General features: G+C 31.8%; 16 protein-coding genes. 13 read left to right on the top strand and 3 right to left on the bottom strand.

Annotation, left to right across the window (positions count from 1 at the left end; all coding sequences use genetic code 11):
* Positions 1 to 720: 720 nt before the first annotated feature.
* The 5 genes from AC0C45_RS22045 to AC0C45_RS22025 all read left to right on the top strand — a co-directional run bounded on the left by AC0C45_RS22045 (position 721) and on the right by AC0C45_RS22025 (position 5,718).
* Positions 721 to 1,911, top strand: coding sequence for an MFS transporter (locus AC0C45_RS22045; protein WP_257065027.1), 1,191 nt, complete (start codon positions 721 to 723; stop codon positions 1,909 to 1,911).
* Positions 1,912 to 1,935: 24 nt separating this feature from the next.
* Entirely contained in the window at positions 1,936 to 2,349 is a 414-nt protein-coding gene (locus AC0C45_RS22040) for a carboxymuconolactone decarboxylase family protein (protein WP_171779159.1), read from the top strand.
* Between the two features lies 1 nt (position 2,350).
* On the top strand, positions 2,351 to 3,142 hold the full coding sequence (locus AC0C45_RS22035; protein ID WP_171779160.1) for an amidohydrolase family protein: 792 nt from the start codon (positions 2,351 to 2,353) through the stop codon (positions 3,140 to 3,142).
* Between the two features lie 130 nt (positions 3,143 to 3,272).
* On the top strand, positions 3,273 to 4,109 hold the full coding sequence (locus AC0C45_RS22030; protein ID WP_171779161.1) for a helix-turn-helix transcriptional regulator: 837 nt from the start codon (positions 3,273 to 3,275) through the stop codon (positions 4,107 to 4,109).
* Between the two features lie 169 nt (positions 4,110 to 4,278).
* A complete protein-coding gene (locus AC0C45_RS22025) occupies positions 4,279 to 5,718 on the top strand; it encodes an MFS transporter (protein ID WP_472928795.1) in 1,440 nt (479 codons plus the stop codon).
* 94 nt (positions 5,719 to 5,812) lie between these two features.
* On the opposite strand, the gene AC0C45_RS22020 is transcribed toward AC0C45_RS22025, so the two are convergent.
* The 3 genes from AC0C45_RS22020 to AC0C45_RS22010 all read right to left on the bottom strand — a co-directional run bounded on the left by AC0C45_RS22020 (position 5,813) and on the right by AC0C45_RS22010 (position 7,676).
* Positions 5,813 to 6,112, bottom strand: a complete 300-nt coding sequence (locus tag AC0C45_RS22020; RefSeq protein WP_171779163.1) for an ArsR/SmtB family transcription factor — start codon at positions 6,110 to 6,112, stop codon at positions 5,813 to 5,815.
* Positions 6,113 to 6,127: 15 nt separating this feature from the next.
* Positions 6,128 to 7,318, bottom strand: a complete 1,191-nt coding sequence (locus AC0C45_RS22015) for an MFS transporter (protein ID WP_171779164.1) — start codon at positions 7,316 to 7,318, stop codon at positions 6,128 to 6,130.
* Between the two features lie 70 nt (positions 7,319 to 7,388).
* Positions 7,389 to 7,676: an ArsR/SmtB family transcription factor gene (locus AC0C45_RS22010; RefSeq protein ID WP_253948286.1), complete on the bottom strand. Its 288-nt coding sequence runs from the start codon at positions 7,674 to 7,676 to the stop codon at positions 7,389 to 7,391.
* 263 nt (positions 7,677 to 7,939) lie between these two features.
* Here AC0C45_RS22010 and AC0C45_RS22005 point away from each other — a divergent pair, with 263 nt between their 5' ends.
* The 8 genes from AC0C45_RS22005 (at position 7,940) to AC0C45_RS21970 (ending at position 16,854) form a co-directional block, all read left to right on the top strand.
* Positions 7,940 to 8,545 (top strand): response regulator transcription factor, encoded by a 606-nt coding sequence (locus tag AC0C45_RS22005; protein WP_216651850.1) that lies wholly within the window; start codon positions 7,940 to 7,942, stop codon positions 8,543 to 8,545.
* 226 nt (positions 8,546 to 8,771) lie between these two features.
* A complete protein-coding gene (locus tag AC0C45_RS22000; protein WP_257065008.1) occupies positions 8,772 to 9,572 on the top strand; it encodes a DapH/DapD/GlmU-related protein in 801 nt (266 codons plus the stop codon).
* A 12-nt stretch (positions 9,573 to 9,584) separates the two neighbouring features.
* On the top strand, positions 9,585 to 10,823 hold the full coding sequence (locus AC0C45_RS21995; RefSeq protein ID WP_257065002.1) for a glycosyltransferase: 1,239 nt from the start codon (positions 9,585 to 9,587) through the stop codon (positions 10,821 to 10,823).
* Between the two features lie 9 nt (positions 10,824 to 10,832).
* Positions 10,833 to 13,058 carry a prenyltransferase/squalene oxidase repeat-containing protein gene (locus tag AC0C45_RS21990; protein WP_257064999.1) on the top strand — a complete coding sequence of 742 codons (2,226 nt, stop codon included), beginning with the start codon at positions 10,833 to 10,835 and terminating at the stop codon, positions 13,056 to 13,058.
* 34 nt (positions 13,059 to 13,092) lie between these two features.
* Positions 13,093 to 14,142 carry a dTDP-glucose 4,6-dehydratase gene (gene rfbB, locus AC0C45_RS21985; protein ID WP_171779041.1) on the top strand — a complete coding sequence of 350 codons (1,050 nt, stop codon included), beginning with the start codon at positions 13,093 to 13,095 and terminating at the stop codon, positions 14,140 to 14,142.
* A 10-nt stretch (positions 14,143 to 14,152) separates the two neighbouring features.
* Positions 14,153 to 15,052 (top strand): glucose-1-phosphate thymidylyltransferase RfbA, encoded by a 900-nt coding sequence (gene rfbA / locus AC0C45_RS21980; RefSeq protein ID WP_171779042.1) that lies wholly within the window; start codon positions 14,153 to 14,155, stop codon positions 15,050 to 15,052.
* 205 nt (positions 15,053 to 15,257) lie between these two features.
* Positions 15,258 to 16,037: an aldo/keto reductase gene (locus AC0C45_RS21975; protein WP_171779165.1), complete on the top strand. Its 780-nt coding sequence runs from the start codon at positions 15,258 to 15,260 to the stop codon at positions 16,035 to 16,037.
* 307 nt (positions 16,038 to 16,344) lie between these two features.
* Positions 16,345 to 16,854 carry a chorismate pyruvate-lyase family protein gene (locus AC0C45_RS21970; RefSeq protein ID WP_257064996.1) on the top strand — a complete coding sequence of 170 codons (510 nt, stop codon included), beginning with the start codon at positions 16,345 to 16,347 and terminating at the stop codon, positions 16,852 to 16,854.
* Positions 16,855 to 16,999: the final 145 nt, after the last annotated feature.

Here is a 16,999-nt window from a genome sequence, read left to right as displayed (position 1 = left end):
ATAGGTTCTCTTCCAGTACCAACTGAACTGCAGCCATTTTAAATTGACGATCATAAACTTTTCTACCCATAAACCGAATCACCTTTTTCTCTTAATTTAGTGTCCAGTTTATCGTACCATCTCCAAGATAGCTTTTTTAGTTTGTTTTAAATGAATTCAAATGCAGTTAATAAGATTATAAGTCCTAAAAAAACAGAAATTATGTTAAACCACCATCTATTCTTTGATCGAAGAAGCCATAAGCCAGTAGGTATCACCATTAAGTATTTGGAAACAGTCTCGTTTATATACAACACTTCGGGTAAAAAGATGATAGATAGATAAAATCCTATAGCTAAAATCAAAGAATTTCTAATCAAAACTAACAACATAAGCACACTCCGTTAAATATTTCATTTAATATAGATTTTATCCTATATCCAAAGACAATTAAATATTTCAGTTTACATAACGGGTATTACAAGAACCAACAAAAGTCCGTAAAAGTATACGTTTACGGACTTTTGTTTCGTATAAGAAATCTATCATTTTTATCATCCTTTTAAGTTTGAAATCAAATTACTAACGTCTTCAGAAAAAATCTACAATCAAAATTAGTTTGTTTAACCAAGAATAATAAATATTGAAAGTAAGACTGGTACTTTTTATAACAGTATAAACTCACTCCTATTACTGGGATTATGTTTTTTGTATCCTAAGTTTAGAAAAGGAGGTGAGAACATGGAACAACGAAATAAAATTAATAAAGGTATTGTATTGCTGATGGCTCTAACCTGTGGTTTTACAGTTTCAAATGTATATTTAAATCAAAATTTATTATTAAGTATGGCAGACTCGTTTCACATATCTTCAAATCAAATAGGAATTATAGCTACTTTAACGCAAGTGGGATATGCTATTGGGAATCTAACTTTAGTGCCACTAGGTGATTTATTTGAGAGACGTAAAATCATCTTATCGCTTCTGATACTAGTTTGTTTAAGTCTTGTTGCTTCTGCTATATCAACTAGTTTTATTTGGTTAATAATATCGAATTTATTATTAGGATTCTTTACTATCGTTCCACAAATTATAGTACCTCTAGCTGCTGGTCTTGCTAGCGATAAAGAAAGAGGGAAAATCTTAGGTAATGTAGCTATAGGTTTAGTTTGTGGAATCTTAGGGGCACGTTTTATCAGTGGAATTGTAGATACTTACTTGGGTTGGAGGGCAATGTATTGGATTTCATTCGCATTTACTTTGTTAGTAATTCTACTCATTAGAATTTACCTTCCAAAAAGTAAAGGTAAACAAACAATGAAGTATGGAGAACTACTGGCTTCACTTTGGCCACTTTTTATTAAGGAAAACATATTAAGAAGAGCTTGTATTAGCCAGGGAATGATGTTTGGAGCTTTTAGTTTATTCTGGACTACATTGGTTTTTCGACTAAGTAATTCTCCTTTTCACTATGCGAGCAGTGTTGCAGGGACAATAGGTTTAGTGGGAATAGGTGGAGCATTTGCTACACCCATTATTGGAAGAATAATTGATAAAAAAGGGGCTAATCTTGCAAGTATACTATGCATGAATCTTTCATTGGTTTCATTCTTAATTTTTATCTTGTCGGGTTCGTCTCTAACAGCCATTATAATAGGAAGTTTATTAGTAACAATGGGAACCCAAGCTAATCAGGTAGCTTGTCAAGCTAAAATTTTTCAATTATCTGAAGAAAAAAGAAGCCGTCTAAACGGTATTTATATGGTTTCTACTTTTTTAGGAGGAGCATTAGGATCATACTTAGGTACGCTCGCCTGGAGCCATTTTAAATGGATGGGGGTTTGTTCTGTAGGTTTTATTATGGTTCTTTTTGCCTTCACTTCAATCATCGGTGTAAAAAAGAAATTAAATTCAATTCAATTCAACAAGTGAAAATTAATTGAGGGAGAAGATATTATGTTAAAACAAGATGAAAATTTTAAAAAAGGTTTAGAAATTTTAAAACAAATTGATGCTGACAATTATGAGGAAATTGTAAACAGTTTTAAAGATTCCATTTCACCCGACTTGGGAACATTAGCAGTTTCATTCAATTATGGTCAAATATTTTCTAGACCGGGTTTAGATTTAAAATCACGTCTTCTTGCCACTGTTGCAGGCTTGACAGCGCTTGGAAATACTGAACAATTAAAATTTTATATTAATGGAGCATTAAATGTAGGCTGGACAGAAGAAGAAGTTATCGAAGTAATGTTACAAATGATTATCTATTCTGGTTTTCCTAATGGATTAAATACTATCTTAGGAGTTGCTACAGAAGTTATTGAAGAAAGAAAAAATAAAAATTCTTTAGCTAAAGTAGGTGAATAACTTGATTATAGATAGTCATTCACATGTAACATTTCCTGTTTCTAAACATATTCAACTTATGGATGACTTAGGAATTAACAAGACTATATTATTTTCTACATTAATCCATCCAGAAAAAGCTATAAAATTAAATTCATTTAAACAAGAAATGGAAGCCTTAAATCAAATTCTTAATAATAATGTCAATAGTATAAATGCTAGAAAGAATTCTATGAAGGAACTGGTAGAAGTTATTAACCAATATCCAGATAAGTACATTGGTTTTGGTTCTGTCCCCTTGGGATTAGAAGTCGAAGAAACAAAAAAATGGATTAAGGAATACATTGTAGCCAATAACTTAAAAGGGGTAGGTGAATTCACTTTAGGAAGTGGCCAAATTGCTTTCTTAAAGCCAATTTTTGAGGCATTGAAAGAATTTAAAGGTTTGTCAATCTGGATTCATACTTTTGCTCCTATGCAATTAGATGACATTGTAGAATTAATAGGGCTAGCAAAACAATATCCTGAGATTCCAGTAATTTTTGGACATTTAGGAGGTATAAATTGGCTTCAAACGATTGAACTTGTTAAAAATACTCCTAATGCTTATATTGATACTTCAGCTTTTTATACTACCTTTGCTTTAACCTTAGCGATGAACGAGATTCCAGATAGAACTATATTCGGAGCTGATTATCCATATGGAGATCCTTATATTACTATAGAGGCAATTAAGCGTTATGCACCTAATGCGGAAGTTGAGAGAAAAGTTTTAGGAGAAAATTTCAGGAAACTGTTAGATAATATAGCTTAATTACGAAATAACTTAAATTGGAAGGAGTGGAATAATTTCCACTCTTTTTGTTTTTTGATATTCTAATTGTATTCAGTGTATAAAAGAATTTAATTTCTTTTGTATAGCTTTTTATAGGAGGTATATAAAAGTGAGTATTGAAAAAGAAAAAAAGAAGCAGCTTGGTAAGTTTCTAAAATCAAAGAGAGATAAATTGTCTCCTATAGATTTTGGTATCACTATTGGCAAAAGAAGAAAAACTTCTGGACTTAGAAGAGAGGAACTTGCTCAATTAGCCGGTGTTGGCTTAACTTGGTATACGTGGTTAGAACAAGGGAGAGATATTCAGGTTTCAACCCAAGTGTTGGAGAGTATCTCTCGGGTACTAAATTTGAATAATGAAGAGAGAAAGCATATTTATCTATTAGCAAATCATCAAATACCATTGGAAATGAAGGGAAACGTAGAGAATTCGTTGCATCCAGTTGTAAAGAACTTTATAGATCATTTAGAAGATTGTCCTGTATACGTCACAAATGAAAAATGGGATATTATTTCCTGGAATAGTATTGCTTGTAAAGTATTTGGTGATTTTACAAAAATGAGCGAGAAAGAAAGAAATGCTGTCTGGCGTTGTTTTTGCTCAGTAGAATATAAAAGTTTACTTGTTAATTGGGAAGATCATGCTAAGAGGTTACTTGCACAGTTTCGAGGTACTACTAATCGCTTCATTGGTGAGGAGTGGTTTGGAAATTTAGTTAACGATTTAAAAAATAACAGTAGGGAATTCAGTCAATGGTGGGGTGATCAAGAGATTTCTGGGACTCCCATCGGTGAAAAAGAAATTAGACATCCTTACGTGGGAACACTATTTATGGAACACATGACTCTTCAAGTTTATGATTCTCCAGATTTGAAATTAACAGTTTATCGACCCTTAGAAAAGGAAGACACAATTAAAAAAGTTAAAAAGTTATTAAATAAATAATTTATTTTTAAACCTACTTAAAATTTTGTATGTATAAATATACCCATCTAATAGAACTTTCTCCTTAAAATTTATTAATATCTATCTAAACTTTTGCTGTAGGACAACTGAAATTATAAAGTGATATGTTTAATCCATAGAATTATGAATTTTAAATGGAGGGAAATTCTTGAGAAATTTTAAATGGGAAAAATATCATACTATTTGGTTGTTTCTACTTATAGGTTGGATTTTTAATTCAGCAGATCGTTCAATTACCGGTCCAGTTATTACTTGGATGATACAAAATCATGTTTCATTCTTACAGGATGCTGCTCACCCCTATGCACTAGGAGGGTTTCTAGGTAGTTTATTATTTACTGGTTATATGTTAACTCAATTTCCAGGTGGAATTCTAGGTGATAAGTATGGCTACAGAACAATATTGACCATTAGTCTTATTTGGGCAGGAATAGCTACTCTCTTAAGTGGTCTCTTTTCCTTGTTAATTGTATTCATTATTTTAAGAATCACCGTAGGGTTAGGAGAAGGTGCTTACTATTCTAACGATCGAGCACTAGTTATTGAAGTTACTCCCTATAAAAAAAGGAATCTGGGGATGGGCGTAGTAATAACCGGATTGGCTATAGGTTTAACACTAGGTACACTTTCAGTTCCTTACATGATTGAATTAGGAGAGAACATCCTTGGAAAACATGAGGGCTGGAGGATGCCTTTTATAATTTTAGGGATAGCTACCTTGTTAGTAGGAATATGTTTATATAGTCTATTTAAGCGTGATAAGAAAGAGATGCATTACCGAAATGCATTCATTGAACTATTTTCATATTCACTGTTATTTTTACTCGCTATTTTATTAATCTATAAAGTAACTGATTGGATTGGGTTATCTGATTGGATGGTAGCTGTACTGGAACTTATACTAGCATTTACTCTAATAGCATTTAGTTTGAGAGGTAAAAATAAAAATAAGAATACCTCAATCAATCTTTTTAGTAAAAACCTCTTGCTAATGTATTTATCGGCTGTAGCAATACTATGGAATTTATGGTTCTTTAGTTATTGGTCTATATCTATTGTAACTAGTACAGCAGGAACTTCATTTCTTCAAGCTACTTTGACTGCTGCTTTTAATGCCGGAGCAGGTATCTTAGGATATCCAGCAGGTGGATTTCTAGCAGATTATGTTATGAAAAAAAATTGGAGTAAGAAGTCTTTACTTTGTTTTTTAACTTTTGCGCAAGGAGCTTTAACTATAGCATTTGGATTCTATTTACTATCTGGTGGACACTCTGTACTAATTATGGGAATTCTTTTATTTATCACTAGTTTATTTTTTAACGCTCTTCAGCCTATTTCACACTCTTTAACCGCTGATATGGTTGAAGCAAAATTTCGAGGTTCAGCCTTTGGAATGTGGAATTTAATAGGTGAGATGGGGGCAGTTCTTTCTCCTGTCATTAATGGTGCTCTGAGAGATACAACAGGTAGCTGGATATTCCCGGTATTTTTAGACGGCATTATTATTTTAATAAGCTTTATTCTAATACTGTTTGTAAGTACTAAATCTCCAGATTTTAAATTAGTTAAAAGACAAGAAATTGCATAAAATGTTTTTAATGTAAAGAACTCCCCTTTTTAAAAAGGGGAGTTCTTTATAAATTCTATTAATAAATATGGAGTATAAAAACAACAAAACGATTTTAGTGAATATTATCTTTATTATTAAGTATTATTTGAATTAAACCTGGAAATTGAGTATCAATAAGGTCTCTTTTTAGAAATATATAGCGTTTAACGCCATCTCTCCTAGTATAGGTTAAGCCTGATTGTTTTAAAATCTTAAGATGATGAGATAAATTAGGTTTAGAACCTGAATATTCAAAAAAATTATAAGGTACTTCTTCATTCTCTATTAATTGAACTAAAAGCATAATTCTAGTAGGGTGATTCAAAGCATAAAACAGAGAAGATAAAGTAATATGATTACCACCAGGGTACATGTGAATTTCAGCCCTTTATTTTACTGCGTTTTGTTCTTTTGTAACATTAGCTTTAACAGGATTTAAAACACCACTTACCTTATAAATAAGAATAGAGATAATAAACATAGATGCTGTAAACGTAGTAACAGAAATGAAGTTACCAAAGTAGTGGTATAGAAACCCAGCAATGCAAGTACCTAGAGTAGTGCCTATGTACATAGCAGAATTTGATAAAGCTGCAATAGTTCCTCTTGCATTTGCAGACAGAGATTGTAATAAACTCATCATTAAAGGGAATAAAATTCCAGCTATAAAGAACATTAGGAAAAAAGCAACTTCTACCAGAGCGATATTATGATAGAAAGGTAAACTAAAGTATAAGGCTGCCATTAAGATTAAACCACCAAAAAGAGTAGAGGCATTACCAATTTTAGAGACATATCCACTGCCAAAGAAGCTTCCACAGAAGTTTCCAATACCTAATATAAGCATAGCGAGTCCTATTTGTGTAACGTTAAAATTATAGTCAGCACTTAACCATGTACCTAAAAAATTAAAGGAAGCAAAGTTTCCTGTTTGGAACAGAAGGTACGCTAAAAATAACGTGGAGGCTTTAGGATTTAAAAATAAAGATCTATAACGTCCAAGAATGGATTGTTTATTTTGAATGTTTTGTTTATTTTCTATAGATGGCATTACTACTGCTATTAAAAGAATTAGAACAAATGAACATCCAGATAATACGAAGAATGGTGTATTCCATGAGAAAGAAGCAAAATAACTACCAATAGGCAGACCGAAAGCTTGAGAAATCGCTAAACCTGCTGTAGCAATACCCATGCTTTTTACTATCTTTTCTGGTTTTACCAATAAAGGAATAGATGCCCAAACTTGCGGAGTAACAAATGCTGCACTTATTCCTGCAATAAGTCGCATTGCACACATCATCCAAAAGCTTGAAGCTACACCACAAAGGAATGTTGAAATAGTAAATGCAATCATTCCATATAACATTACTTTCTTTCGGTTCAGATTATCAGATATAGGCCCAGCTATAAAAGCGAAGACAGCATATCCTAGAGCATATGCACTCACCATCCAACCTGAAATATCTGTAGATACATTATATAAATCAGAAAGTGTAGGTAATAAAGGGGATATTAGAAATGTATCTGTACCAATAACAAACATTACAAAGAAAAATAAAGTAATTATTTTATTCATATAAGCTCCTCCATCTTTAATAGTTTTAAAACTTTAAAACTATTGTACAAATTGTAACTTGGAAACTCTCTTAGAGAGTTTCCAAGAAGTTAGGTATATACTTCTCAAATGTTTCTAAATTTAACTTTACGTATTTAGTTCTAGAATCTTTTCTTACAGTTGTTAGTTTCGCCTCTCTCAAAGTTTTAAAATGATACGAAGCTGTTGTTTTTAAAATATCGCATCTTTCCCCTACCTCTCCACAACTTAACTCTCTTCCACTTTGATATAGAGTCCGAACAATTGTAAGCCTTGATTCATCTGATAAGGCCTTGAAAATTTGTACCCTCATCTGATCGTCTAATTGTTTTATATCCATGAAAGTATCATAGTATAAGGAAATTTGAAAATCAAGTAAATTTTAACAATTGCTAAATATACAAAAAAAATATATCTGGTAAAATAAGTACATGATTTTACAAAATAATCCTTATTTCTGTGGTAAAACCCTTTATTTTTTTACAAAAAAGTACATTAATTTTAAAAATTTTACAAAAAATAGTTTTAAAAGTATGAAACAATAGTATAAAATGTAATATATTGTTTAAAGATTCTAACTTTTGAATTTTGGAGGAAACATTAATGATTGAAACTTATGTAGTGACGACAAATGAATATTTAGCTTGGATATTAGAATTTTCACTATCGCAGTTTGAGTTTACGTTTTTGAATAAACATGACTCAAATTTTTTCAGAGAAAAAGCTCCTAATTTATTAATTTATGATTTACCCACTGTTCATAACCAATCGGGCCTACATAAAATTTTAAATACTATTACCTGTCCTGTTATGTTTGTTGACTCATCTAACAGAAATGTTATATCTAACACTATTGAAGCCTTAAAACTAAAGGAAAATAATAAAGGTTCTTACCAACATAGAGACAATAACAATTCTTATTTATTAACCAAGAATTTAATCTTTGACATTGAAAGCCACTGTCTTTATAAAGGGGACGAGAAAATTCATCTGTCTACAATTGAGTTTAAATTGTTATACATCCTTACAAAAAACGAAACTCCTTTAAGTTCAGAAGAACTAATAGATTATTTAGATACTACTGGCCCAGCAGTTTTATATGTTTATATAAGAAAACTTAGAGAGAAATTAGAAGATAATCCATGTAAACCTCAAGTGTTAGTTTGTTCAAGAGGAAAAGGTTATTACATAAAAAATTTTACTAAATGAACCTTTAAAAAAATAAAGGTTAATCTAAACATAAGTTGAAGGAACAGATTTCTTCTTCATGATAGGATGGTTTTAAGAAAAAAAAAGGGTGTGAGAATAAATAAAAAGTTCAAATACATATCTTAGTGATTTTATTAATGGAAATGAAACTCCACTTATTGAACCAGGTGTAGAGTTAATCAATTCTAAGGTGAGCTCATTTTCATGGGTAAGAAGAGAAAGTAAGTTGTCATCATCTACCATGGATACAGATGTTTTTGTTGGATTTAGATCTATACTCCAAAATGCAATAGTCAAAAAAGGTGTTCAAATAGCTTCTAATGCAAAAATTGGTGGTGAGAAGCTAACGACTATTGAAAAATATGTATGGATAGGTGCCGGGGCTGTCATCAAAGGTGGGTTAAACATCGGAGAAGGGGCTATTATAGGAGCAAACACTATCGTAGAAAAGAATGTTCCACCATACAGTATTATGGTTGGTCAACCTGCTACTAAATTGAAAGATAGAAATATTATGAATGACAGCGAACCTAATTTTCGAAACTTAATAAATGCGTTTAGAAGAAATTTTCGAGATCCTATCCTAAAAAATAACTTACAGAAAGAAATTGAAGATAGATATCAAAAATGCGTATTCAATTTTATTGACGCTGATATTGACGGTAATTTCCCTCTTCACCTAGGAAAAAACATTATCATGATTGGCAAGAAGATTAGTGACTCAAGTGGAAAATTGCAAATAGATGGAGGAATTACCATAGGCAAAAATGTTTCTATAGGTGATTCAACAATTGTCGAAGGCGGTGGAAAGGTTATTATAGGTGACAATGTTAGGATTGGGAAAAACGTACATATTATTTCTACCTCCCATGATTATAATAAACTCTCTCTACCGATGACTTTACTACCAGTCATTATTGAAGATGATGTAACAATCGAAGATGGAGCTAAAATTCTAGGCGGAGTAACTATTTTAAAAGGTTCTTTAGTCAAAGCCAATAGTTTTGTCCACAAAAATAATAGTTAAGGAGGAGTTCATATGGCAAGGATATTTATGGTACCTAATCCAACTGGTACAGGACACAATATGAGAATGTATTCAATAGCATATGATTTGGTTAAGGAGAAAAACGTAAATGTGACCGTTGTTCTCAGTTCTTTACAAGATACCTTTACAGATTTATTTAATGGAATAGGTGTAGAGGTAATAGATTTTAATCCTGAAAAAGTAGTGAACCATACAAAAAAGTCTCATTTAGAAAAAAATTTAAACTGGGAAACAATGATAGGTGGATATTTTTCTAAAACATTCTTCAATGGTTCTAAAATTTTAAAGTACATGAATTTATTTCTTGAAAATAAACCTGATGTAGTGGTAAGTGATTACAATATTAATGCTAGTATCGCTGCTTGTTTACTGAGAATAAAACATGTTTTTGTCACAGAGAGATTTAATTTTACTTTAGTAGACGTACCAAATGATCTTCTTGAAGCTGGAGAATTTAATGTTAACAAAAATGAGCTAGATGAGGCTAGAAATTCAATGAACGCTTTATTTCAGTGGCTAGGTGATAATACTTCATTAATGTTAACGGATAAGCCTTATGTGAAAGATATGGACGAAGGATCTATCATAGAAAAATATTTTCAAGAAGAAAAAATTCAGTTTGTAGGCCCTATGATTAGACCAATCGATCAAAATGATGATCCATCGTTTCTATTTGAACTAGGTGTAAAAAAAGATGCTTATCCATTAATTGTTGCTACAGTTAGTGGAACAACCATGTTTAAAGAAAATAAAGAAAAATTGATATCACTCTACACTAAGCTATTTGAAGATTTAAAGAAGGACTATCCAAAAGTACAAATGGTGCTGTTGGCTAAGGAAGATGTTTCTGTACCTAAGGGGATGCTTTCCATACCGTACATAAGTAATTGGATTCCTCTATTGAAAAAATGTGATTTGTTGTTATCACACCCTGGATGGATAACTGTTACTGAAGTTTCAGCTTTAAAGGTGCCTGCAATCTTTTGTCTATCGTCTTATAAGGAATATCATGAAGCAGAAGCCTTTGAAAGATTAAATAAAATGGGGTATGAAACCAACTATGGATTTGATTCAGATTTATTTTATAAGAAAGCTCATAGGCTCATCAATAATAAAGAGAACTTAATAAAAAGTTATCAGAACGCGTACAAGGATCACTCAGGTTCCAAACAGGCTGCACATTTAATTACGGAAGTTACTTGTGAACATTCAAAAAAAGTATTGAATTGAGGAGATATTATGACAACTATTTCTACAAAGTTACCACTAGAGGATTATTTAATTAATAAGTTTTATGATAAAGAGTTGAATGGTTTTTACGTTGCGGTAGAGAACAATACTATTGTAAGTGATGATAAAAAACTAGAAGATCAGGTTTGGTCGTTATTAGCTTTGGCTTCTTCAAATTACAAAATAGAAGATTTATGTGAAATGTCTAAGAGCTTGGATCGCTATTATGACGAGTATACAAATACTTATCATGAATTAACGGACCGATTCGGCATAGTTCATAGCGCAGGTATGGTAAGGCATACTCATATTCAACTTTTAACATCTTATGGACTTTTAGTAATCGGTAAATATACAAATAGCCAGGAATTAGTTGAGAAAGGATTAAATTTATTTAAAACTATCCATGAAACAGTTTTAGCGAAAGGATCTCCTTCTATTTTAAATGCAAATTTAACTGAACATATTAACCCCAATAAGTACGTTTTGTCTACCATTTTTGCAATTTTAACGCTAGAAGAAGCTTATAAAATAACTGAAGATTCATTATATTTGGAATACATAAAACATTATATTTCAGAAATAGATAAATTTGAAGATCAAGAGTACGGAGGGGTATACGATTATTTGCTCACAAATGATGAGCCATTTAAATCTAAAGGAAAGAAAACCTTCTCAAATGCATTAGCTACTATAGCCCTTTGTAAGGCGCATGAAATATTACAAGATCCTGGTGTTATTGAAAAGGGAAAATCTTATTTCGATTTTATTGTCAACAACCTGAAGCATCCACTAACCGGTGGTTTTTGGAACAAGGCTAATTATAAAGGGGAAGCTAGAGTCGAGCCAGTTGAATCATACTACAATAATGACGAATCACCATTTCCAGTGAAATATACACACGATCAAGCTTTACTGTTTTTATGCACCCAGTTAATATCTAAATACCATAAAGCTACAGAATATAAAAGCTTAGCAGAAGACTTATTATATCAAGTTAATAAGTTTAAAAGTAAAGATGGAGGTATGTTTATTGGTCAAGGAAATTGGTTTTCCACTCCTACTGACCCAACCGTACCTTTAATTAGACATTTTATGGTGCCCCATCACACGCCAGGTGCATTCTATGCTGGTAATACTGGATATTTACCTTTACACGAGAAACAAGCAAAAACTCAGGCTATAACGTTATGGGTATTAAATACAGCAAACGCTCGCCTAGTTAATGAAGATAAAGATATTAACCTTGATATGATTCCAAAATATAAAAGTGAATTGAAACAGAATTTAGATAAAATTACTTATCACAAGGATGTTAATTTGAAAATTGATGAGAAATCATATCTGAATTGGCTTGATAAAACAAAATCTGGTGCGGGTTTTGGCCTTACTCCTTATAAGTCACCATTAGGATTTAGATCGGATAAATCACCTCAAAATTTTTCAGCATTACATGTTGTATCAGATTTAACTATTATGGGCGAAAAAATTAGTAAAGAAGATAGGGAATCTATTTTAAGAGGAATGTTTGATTGCCAAAACGAAGATGGTGGTTTTGCAGAACAACCAGGACATTTAAGTGAGGTGTTTACTACCTATTGTGTTATATTAACGGCTTATATTCTAAAATCGAAAGTTCCAAATGAAGAAAAGTGCATTGAGTTTATTCAAAAGTGTCAAAATGAAGATGGTGGTTTTGGTAATTCAGAAGGCTATCCGAGTGATGTATGGCATACTAACCTAGCAGTTCTTGGTCTTCATGCTATGAATGCTAATCCACTAAGCATTGATAAATGTTTAGCTTTTGTAGCAGCTTGTCAAAATGATGACTTCGGTTATGGGGTAACACCAAATGCTCCTTCAGAGACGTTTTCTGTATTTCGAGCTATTGATACTCTTTTAATATTAGGAAAACAACCCACTAATTATGAAGAAACCATTAAATGGCTTAAACAGTGTCAAACAGAGAACGGTGGCTTTCGTTATAAGCCAAATGCTAATGAAAGTTTTGTAGGTAGTTACCATGCTATTGCAGCTTTATATTTATTAGGAGAACTTCCATTGAATGCGGAAAAATGTAAAGAATGGCTTAGTAAACATCAATCGAAGGATGGAGGTTTCTCCCGTGCTATTAATGCCCCTTCGGATACAACTGATGAAGGCTTCATTTGCCTTCAGGCATCTTATATGCTCGAAAGAAATTTAAATCCATACTGGGTAGCAATTATTACTTGATCTTGGTCCATATTTTTTAAAGGAGGCTTTCATATTGAAATATCTTATTACTGGAGGAGCAGGGTTTATTGGAGCAAATTTTTTAAATAAATTTGTCCACCTTAATCCAAAAGATACATTTGTAAATTTAGATAGTTTAGGCTACGCAGGTAATCTTTTAAGTCTGAAGGAAATAGAGAAGTGCGATAACTATTTCTTTGAAAAGGTAGATATTACAGATTATAAAGAACTAGAAAAAGTATTTGAAAGGTTTACTCCAGATATAGTCATTCATTTTGCTGCGGAAAGTCATGTGGATCGCAGTATTGTTAATCCTGGAAACTTTATAAATGCTAACATTATAGGAACATACAACCTTTTGGAGTTATCTAGAAAGTATTTCGAAAGTAAACCATACTGTCGTTTCCATCATGTTAGCACAGACGAAGTATATGGAAGCTTAGGGAAAGAGGGGTATTTTACTGAAAAAACACCTTACAACCCTACAAGTCCTTACTCGGCTTCTAAAGCAAGCAGTGATCATTTAGTGCGTGCTTATTACCATACCTATGAGCTACCTATAACTATTTCTAATTGCTCTAATAACTATGGACCGTATCAATTTCCAGAAAAGTTAATACCTATTACAATTAAAAACTTTCTTAGTGGTAAAGGGGTATCGATTTATGGAGATGGGCTAAATATTAGAGATTGGTTATATGTAGAAGATCATTGCGATGCCATTTGGGAGATTATAAACTCAGATAATGTTGGAAATACGTATAACATTGGAGGGAATAATGAATTGACTAATGTACAAATAGTTAACATTATTGCAGAAACCTTATCTAATTATACAGGTGAAAATATCCAAACTTATCGAAATTTAATTACGTATGTAAAGGACCGACCTGGTCATGACTACCGGTATGCAATTGATGCAACCAAAGTGCAAAAAGAGTTAGGGTGGTATCCAAACGAAAGTATTAGTACAGGACTTCAAAAAACGGTGAAGTGGTATTTAGATAATCAAGATTGGATGAATAAAGTAGGAAATAAAGAAGAGTATGAAGGCTGGTTAGAGATTAATTATTCTAATAGATGAGGTGAATAAGTTGAAAGGAATTTTATTAGCAGGTGGGAACGGTACACGTTTATATCCTTTAACAAGGGCAACAAATAAACATCTAATGAGCATCTATGATAAGCCTATGATTTTTTATCCCTTATCTACGTTGATGTTAGCAGGTATTAAAGAAATTGCGTTAATATCTTCACCAAAGTATTTGCCCTTATATAAAGAACTTTTAGGAGATGGCAAGCAATTAGGGATTTCATTAACATATATAGAGCAGGAGAAACCTGAAGGAATTGCTCAAGCTTTTTTACTCGCAGAAGAGTTTATAGGAAATGATACTGTATGTTTAACTTTAGGTGATAATATCTTCTATGGAGATGGTTTCTCTAAATTGTTAAAAGAATGTGCCACTCTAGATAAAGGTGGAATTGTTTTTGGCTATCATGTCAATGATCCTGAAAGATACGGAGTAGTAGATTTTGATGAAAAAGGAAACGTTATAGACATTCAAGAAAAACCTTCTATCCCTAAGTCTAACTATGCAGTGCCTGGTATTTATTTTTATGATAATTCTATTATAGAAATCTCTAAAAGTTTAAAGCCTTCAGAGCGTGGGGAACTTGAAATCACCGATGTAAATTTAGCTTACTTGCACAGAGGGGAATTACAAGTGAAAATATTTGGGCGTGGAAGTGCTTGGCTAGACACTGGTACTCCTGAAAGTCTTCTTGATGCAAGTAATTTTGTAGGAACATTAGAAAAAAGGCAAGGAAATAAGATTGCTTGCTTAGAAGAAATAGCTTATAAAATGGGTTTTATATCTTTAGACATGCTAGTTCAGAACATATCGAAAATGCCTAAAGGAGAATACAAAAACTATTTAGTCCAGCTGTTAGAGAGTGAACAAACCAACTTAGTGCTGGCCACTACTGTATAAATTAATAACAAAATGAAAACTAAGGACATTCGGGTTCTTAGTTTTCATTTTATAATGGTACTTTTAATACTATTATAAATAAGCTCCTATTTTTCTATTACAGATTTGCTATGATTAATTCATCAAAGAATATTATGAAACGGAGGAGATACCCGTGTTAATAACAAAAACTTTGAATAATGGCGTAGAAATTCCTGCGGCAGGCATGGGATTTTGGCAAATAAATAATAAAGATAATATTAAAGAAATAATAAGTCAATCCTATTCAACAGGGATTTCGTTAATGGATACAGCTTCTGCATATGGAAATGAGGAACTAATAGGGTCTGCTATACAAGAACTAGAAATTCCTAGAAATGATCTTTTTATTACTACAAAACTCTGGAATAGTAACCAAGGGTATGACTCTACTCTGAAAGCTTTCAACCATAGTTTGAAGAAGTTAAAAACAGATTACTTAGATTTATATCTCATTCATTGGCCTGTAAAAGACAAATTTGTTGAAAGTTGGAAGGCTATGGAGAAGCTGTATGAAGAAGGTTACGTAAAATCTATAGGTGTATGTAATTTCCAAAAACATCATCTACAAACTCTCTTAAATGTGGCCAGTAATAAACCTGCTATTAATCAAGTTGAATATCACCCTTATTTAGTTCAAACGGATTTACACAATTATTGTATAGAAAATGATATCCAGTTAGAAGCTTGGAGTCCATTGGGACAGGGTGAATTATTAAAAGATGAAACTTTGAAGGGAATCTCCGAAAAGTATCAACGTACTGCTGCTCAATTAATTTTAAGGTGGCATCTACAGAAGGGAATAATTCCTATACCAAAGACAATCCGTAAGGAAAGAGTGATTGAGAATTATCAAATCTTTGACTTTAATATAGATGAAGCTGATCTTATATTGATTGATAATTTAAATAGAGATTTAAGGTTTGGTCCTCACCCCGATTCCTTCCAAGAATTTTTTGGTTCTTAAAAACAAAATAGTGTATTTACAATACAAGAAACCTTTCAATTTAACTTTGAAAGGTTTCTTTCTCTTATACAAATAATACATTTTAGGAATAGAAGTTGATAAAACTATGTTGTTTATTTGAAATTGTAGTTAACAAAAATTTAGTTTAACCTAAACGACCATTACAAGTTAAATTTTATATGTTAATGCTACAATATTGATTAAGTAATAAAATAGCTTAGAACCCCTTAATTAGTAAGTTTATTTTATATAGAATTATGAGGAGGGCTTACAAATAAATACTTATCTAGTTAATACGCCTGAGGAAATGATTAATTATTGTTTACGTATTATTTTATCAACAAATGGATCAACCACCTTAGCATTAGAATCCTTAATCATGAAAAAGGTTAGCTTAAATATTATTCATCAAGAGATAGTCACTTTTAATGATTTACCCTCTGATGTTAAAGTATTCTTTAAGAGTAAAGGTCCGTTCGTTAAAAGAATTACATCTTTAAATTTTGAGAACCGCACTCTTTCTGAAAATGTTGTCTATTTTGACATTTCAACTATAGATAAACCTATTCAAAACAGACTAAGTACCGAAAATATCCCAATTGGTAAAATGTTAAACAGTATGGAAAATAAAAGAGTCATTGTATCACACGGATTTAAGGAATATGATGAGTTACGTAATAGCTATCTTCCTCATTCAATTTTAAAGTCTACGTATCCTTATAAGGAATATATTATTATTCGTAATGAAAATTGTTGGTTTCATATAACAGAAATATTCCATTCCAAGGAAATTGTTAGCTGTATAGCAGATAAATAGAATATGATTGATCAGTACCTTAAGTATTATTTAAAGAGAAAAGCATTAAAAACAAAGAGGCAGTTTCCCATGTTATCATATCCTGGGAAACTGCTCTTTTTGTTTCTTTCTTTTTCTAGTCTACATAGTCCAGATTATCGGCACA

This window comes from Priestia sp. VA7, from assembly GCF_055710015.1.
The sequence above is the reverse complement of the archived record's forward strand: the minus strand, read 5'-3'. Positions and strand labels throughout refer to the sequence as shown.

Excerpts from the sequence above, each read along its gene's own strand:
- AC0C45_RS22045 (WP_257065027.1), top strand. The coding sequence starts at position 721 with ATGGAACAACGAAATAAAATTAATAAAGGTATTGTATTGCTGATGGCT.
- AC0C45_RS22040 (WP_171779159.1), top strand. The coding sequence starts at position 1,936 with ATGTTAAAACAAGATGAAAATTTTAAAAAAGGTTTAGAAATTTTAAAA.
- AC0C45_RS22020 (WP_171779163.1), bottom strand. The coding sequence starts at position 6,112 with ATGTACCCTGGTGGTAATCATATTACTTTATCTTCTCTGTTTTATGCT.
- AC0C45_RS22015 (WP_171779164.1), bottom strand. The coding sequence starts at position 7,318 with ATGAATAAAATAATTACTTTATTTTTCTTTGTAATGTTTGTTATTGGT.
- AC0C45_RS22010 (WP_253948286.1), bottom strand. The coding sequence starts at position 7,676 with ATGGATATAAAACAATTAGACGATCAGATGAGGGTACAAATTTTCAAG.
- AC0C45_RS22005 (WP_216651850.1), top strand. The coding sequence starts at position 7,940 with ATGATTGAAACTTATGTAGTGACGACAAATGAATATTTAGCTTGGATA.
- AC0C45_RS21995 (WP_257065002.1), top strand. The coding sequence starts at position 9,585 with ATGGCAAGGATATTTATGGTACCTAATCCAACTGGTACAGGACACAAT.
- AC0C45_RS21990 (WP_257064999.1), top strand. The coding sequence starts at position 10,833 with ATGACAACTATTTCTACAAAGTTACCACTAGAGGATTATTTAATTAAT.
- AC0C45_RS21975 (WP_171779165.1), top strand. The coding sequence starts at position 15,258 with ATGGGATTTTGGCAAATAAATAATAAAGATAATATTAAAGAAATAATA.
- AC0C45_RS21970 (WP_257064996.1), top strand. The coding sequence starts at position 16,345 with ATGATTAATTATTGTTTACGTATTATTTTATCAACAAATGGATCAACC.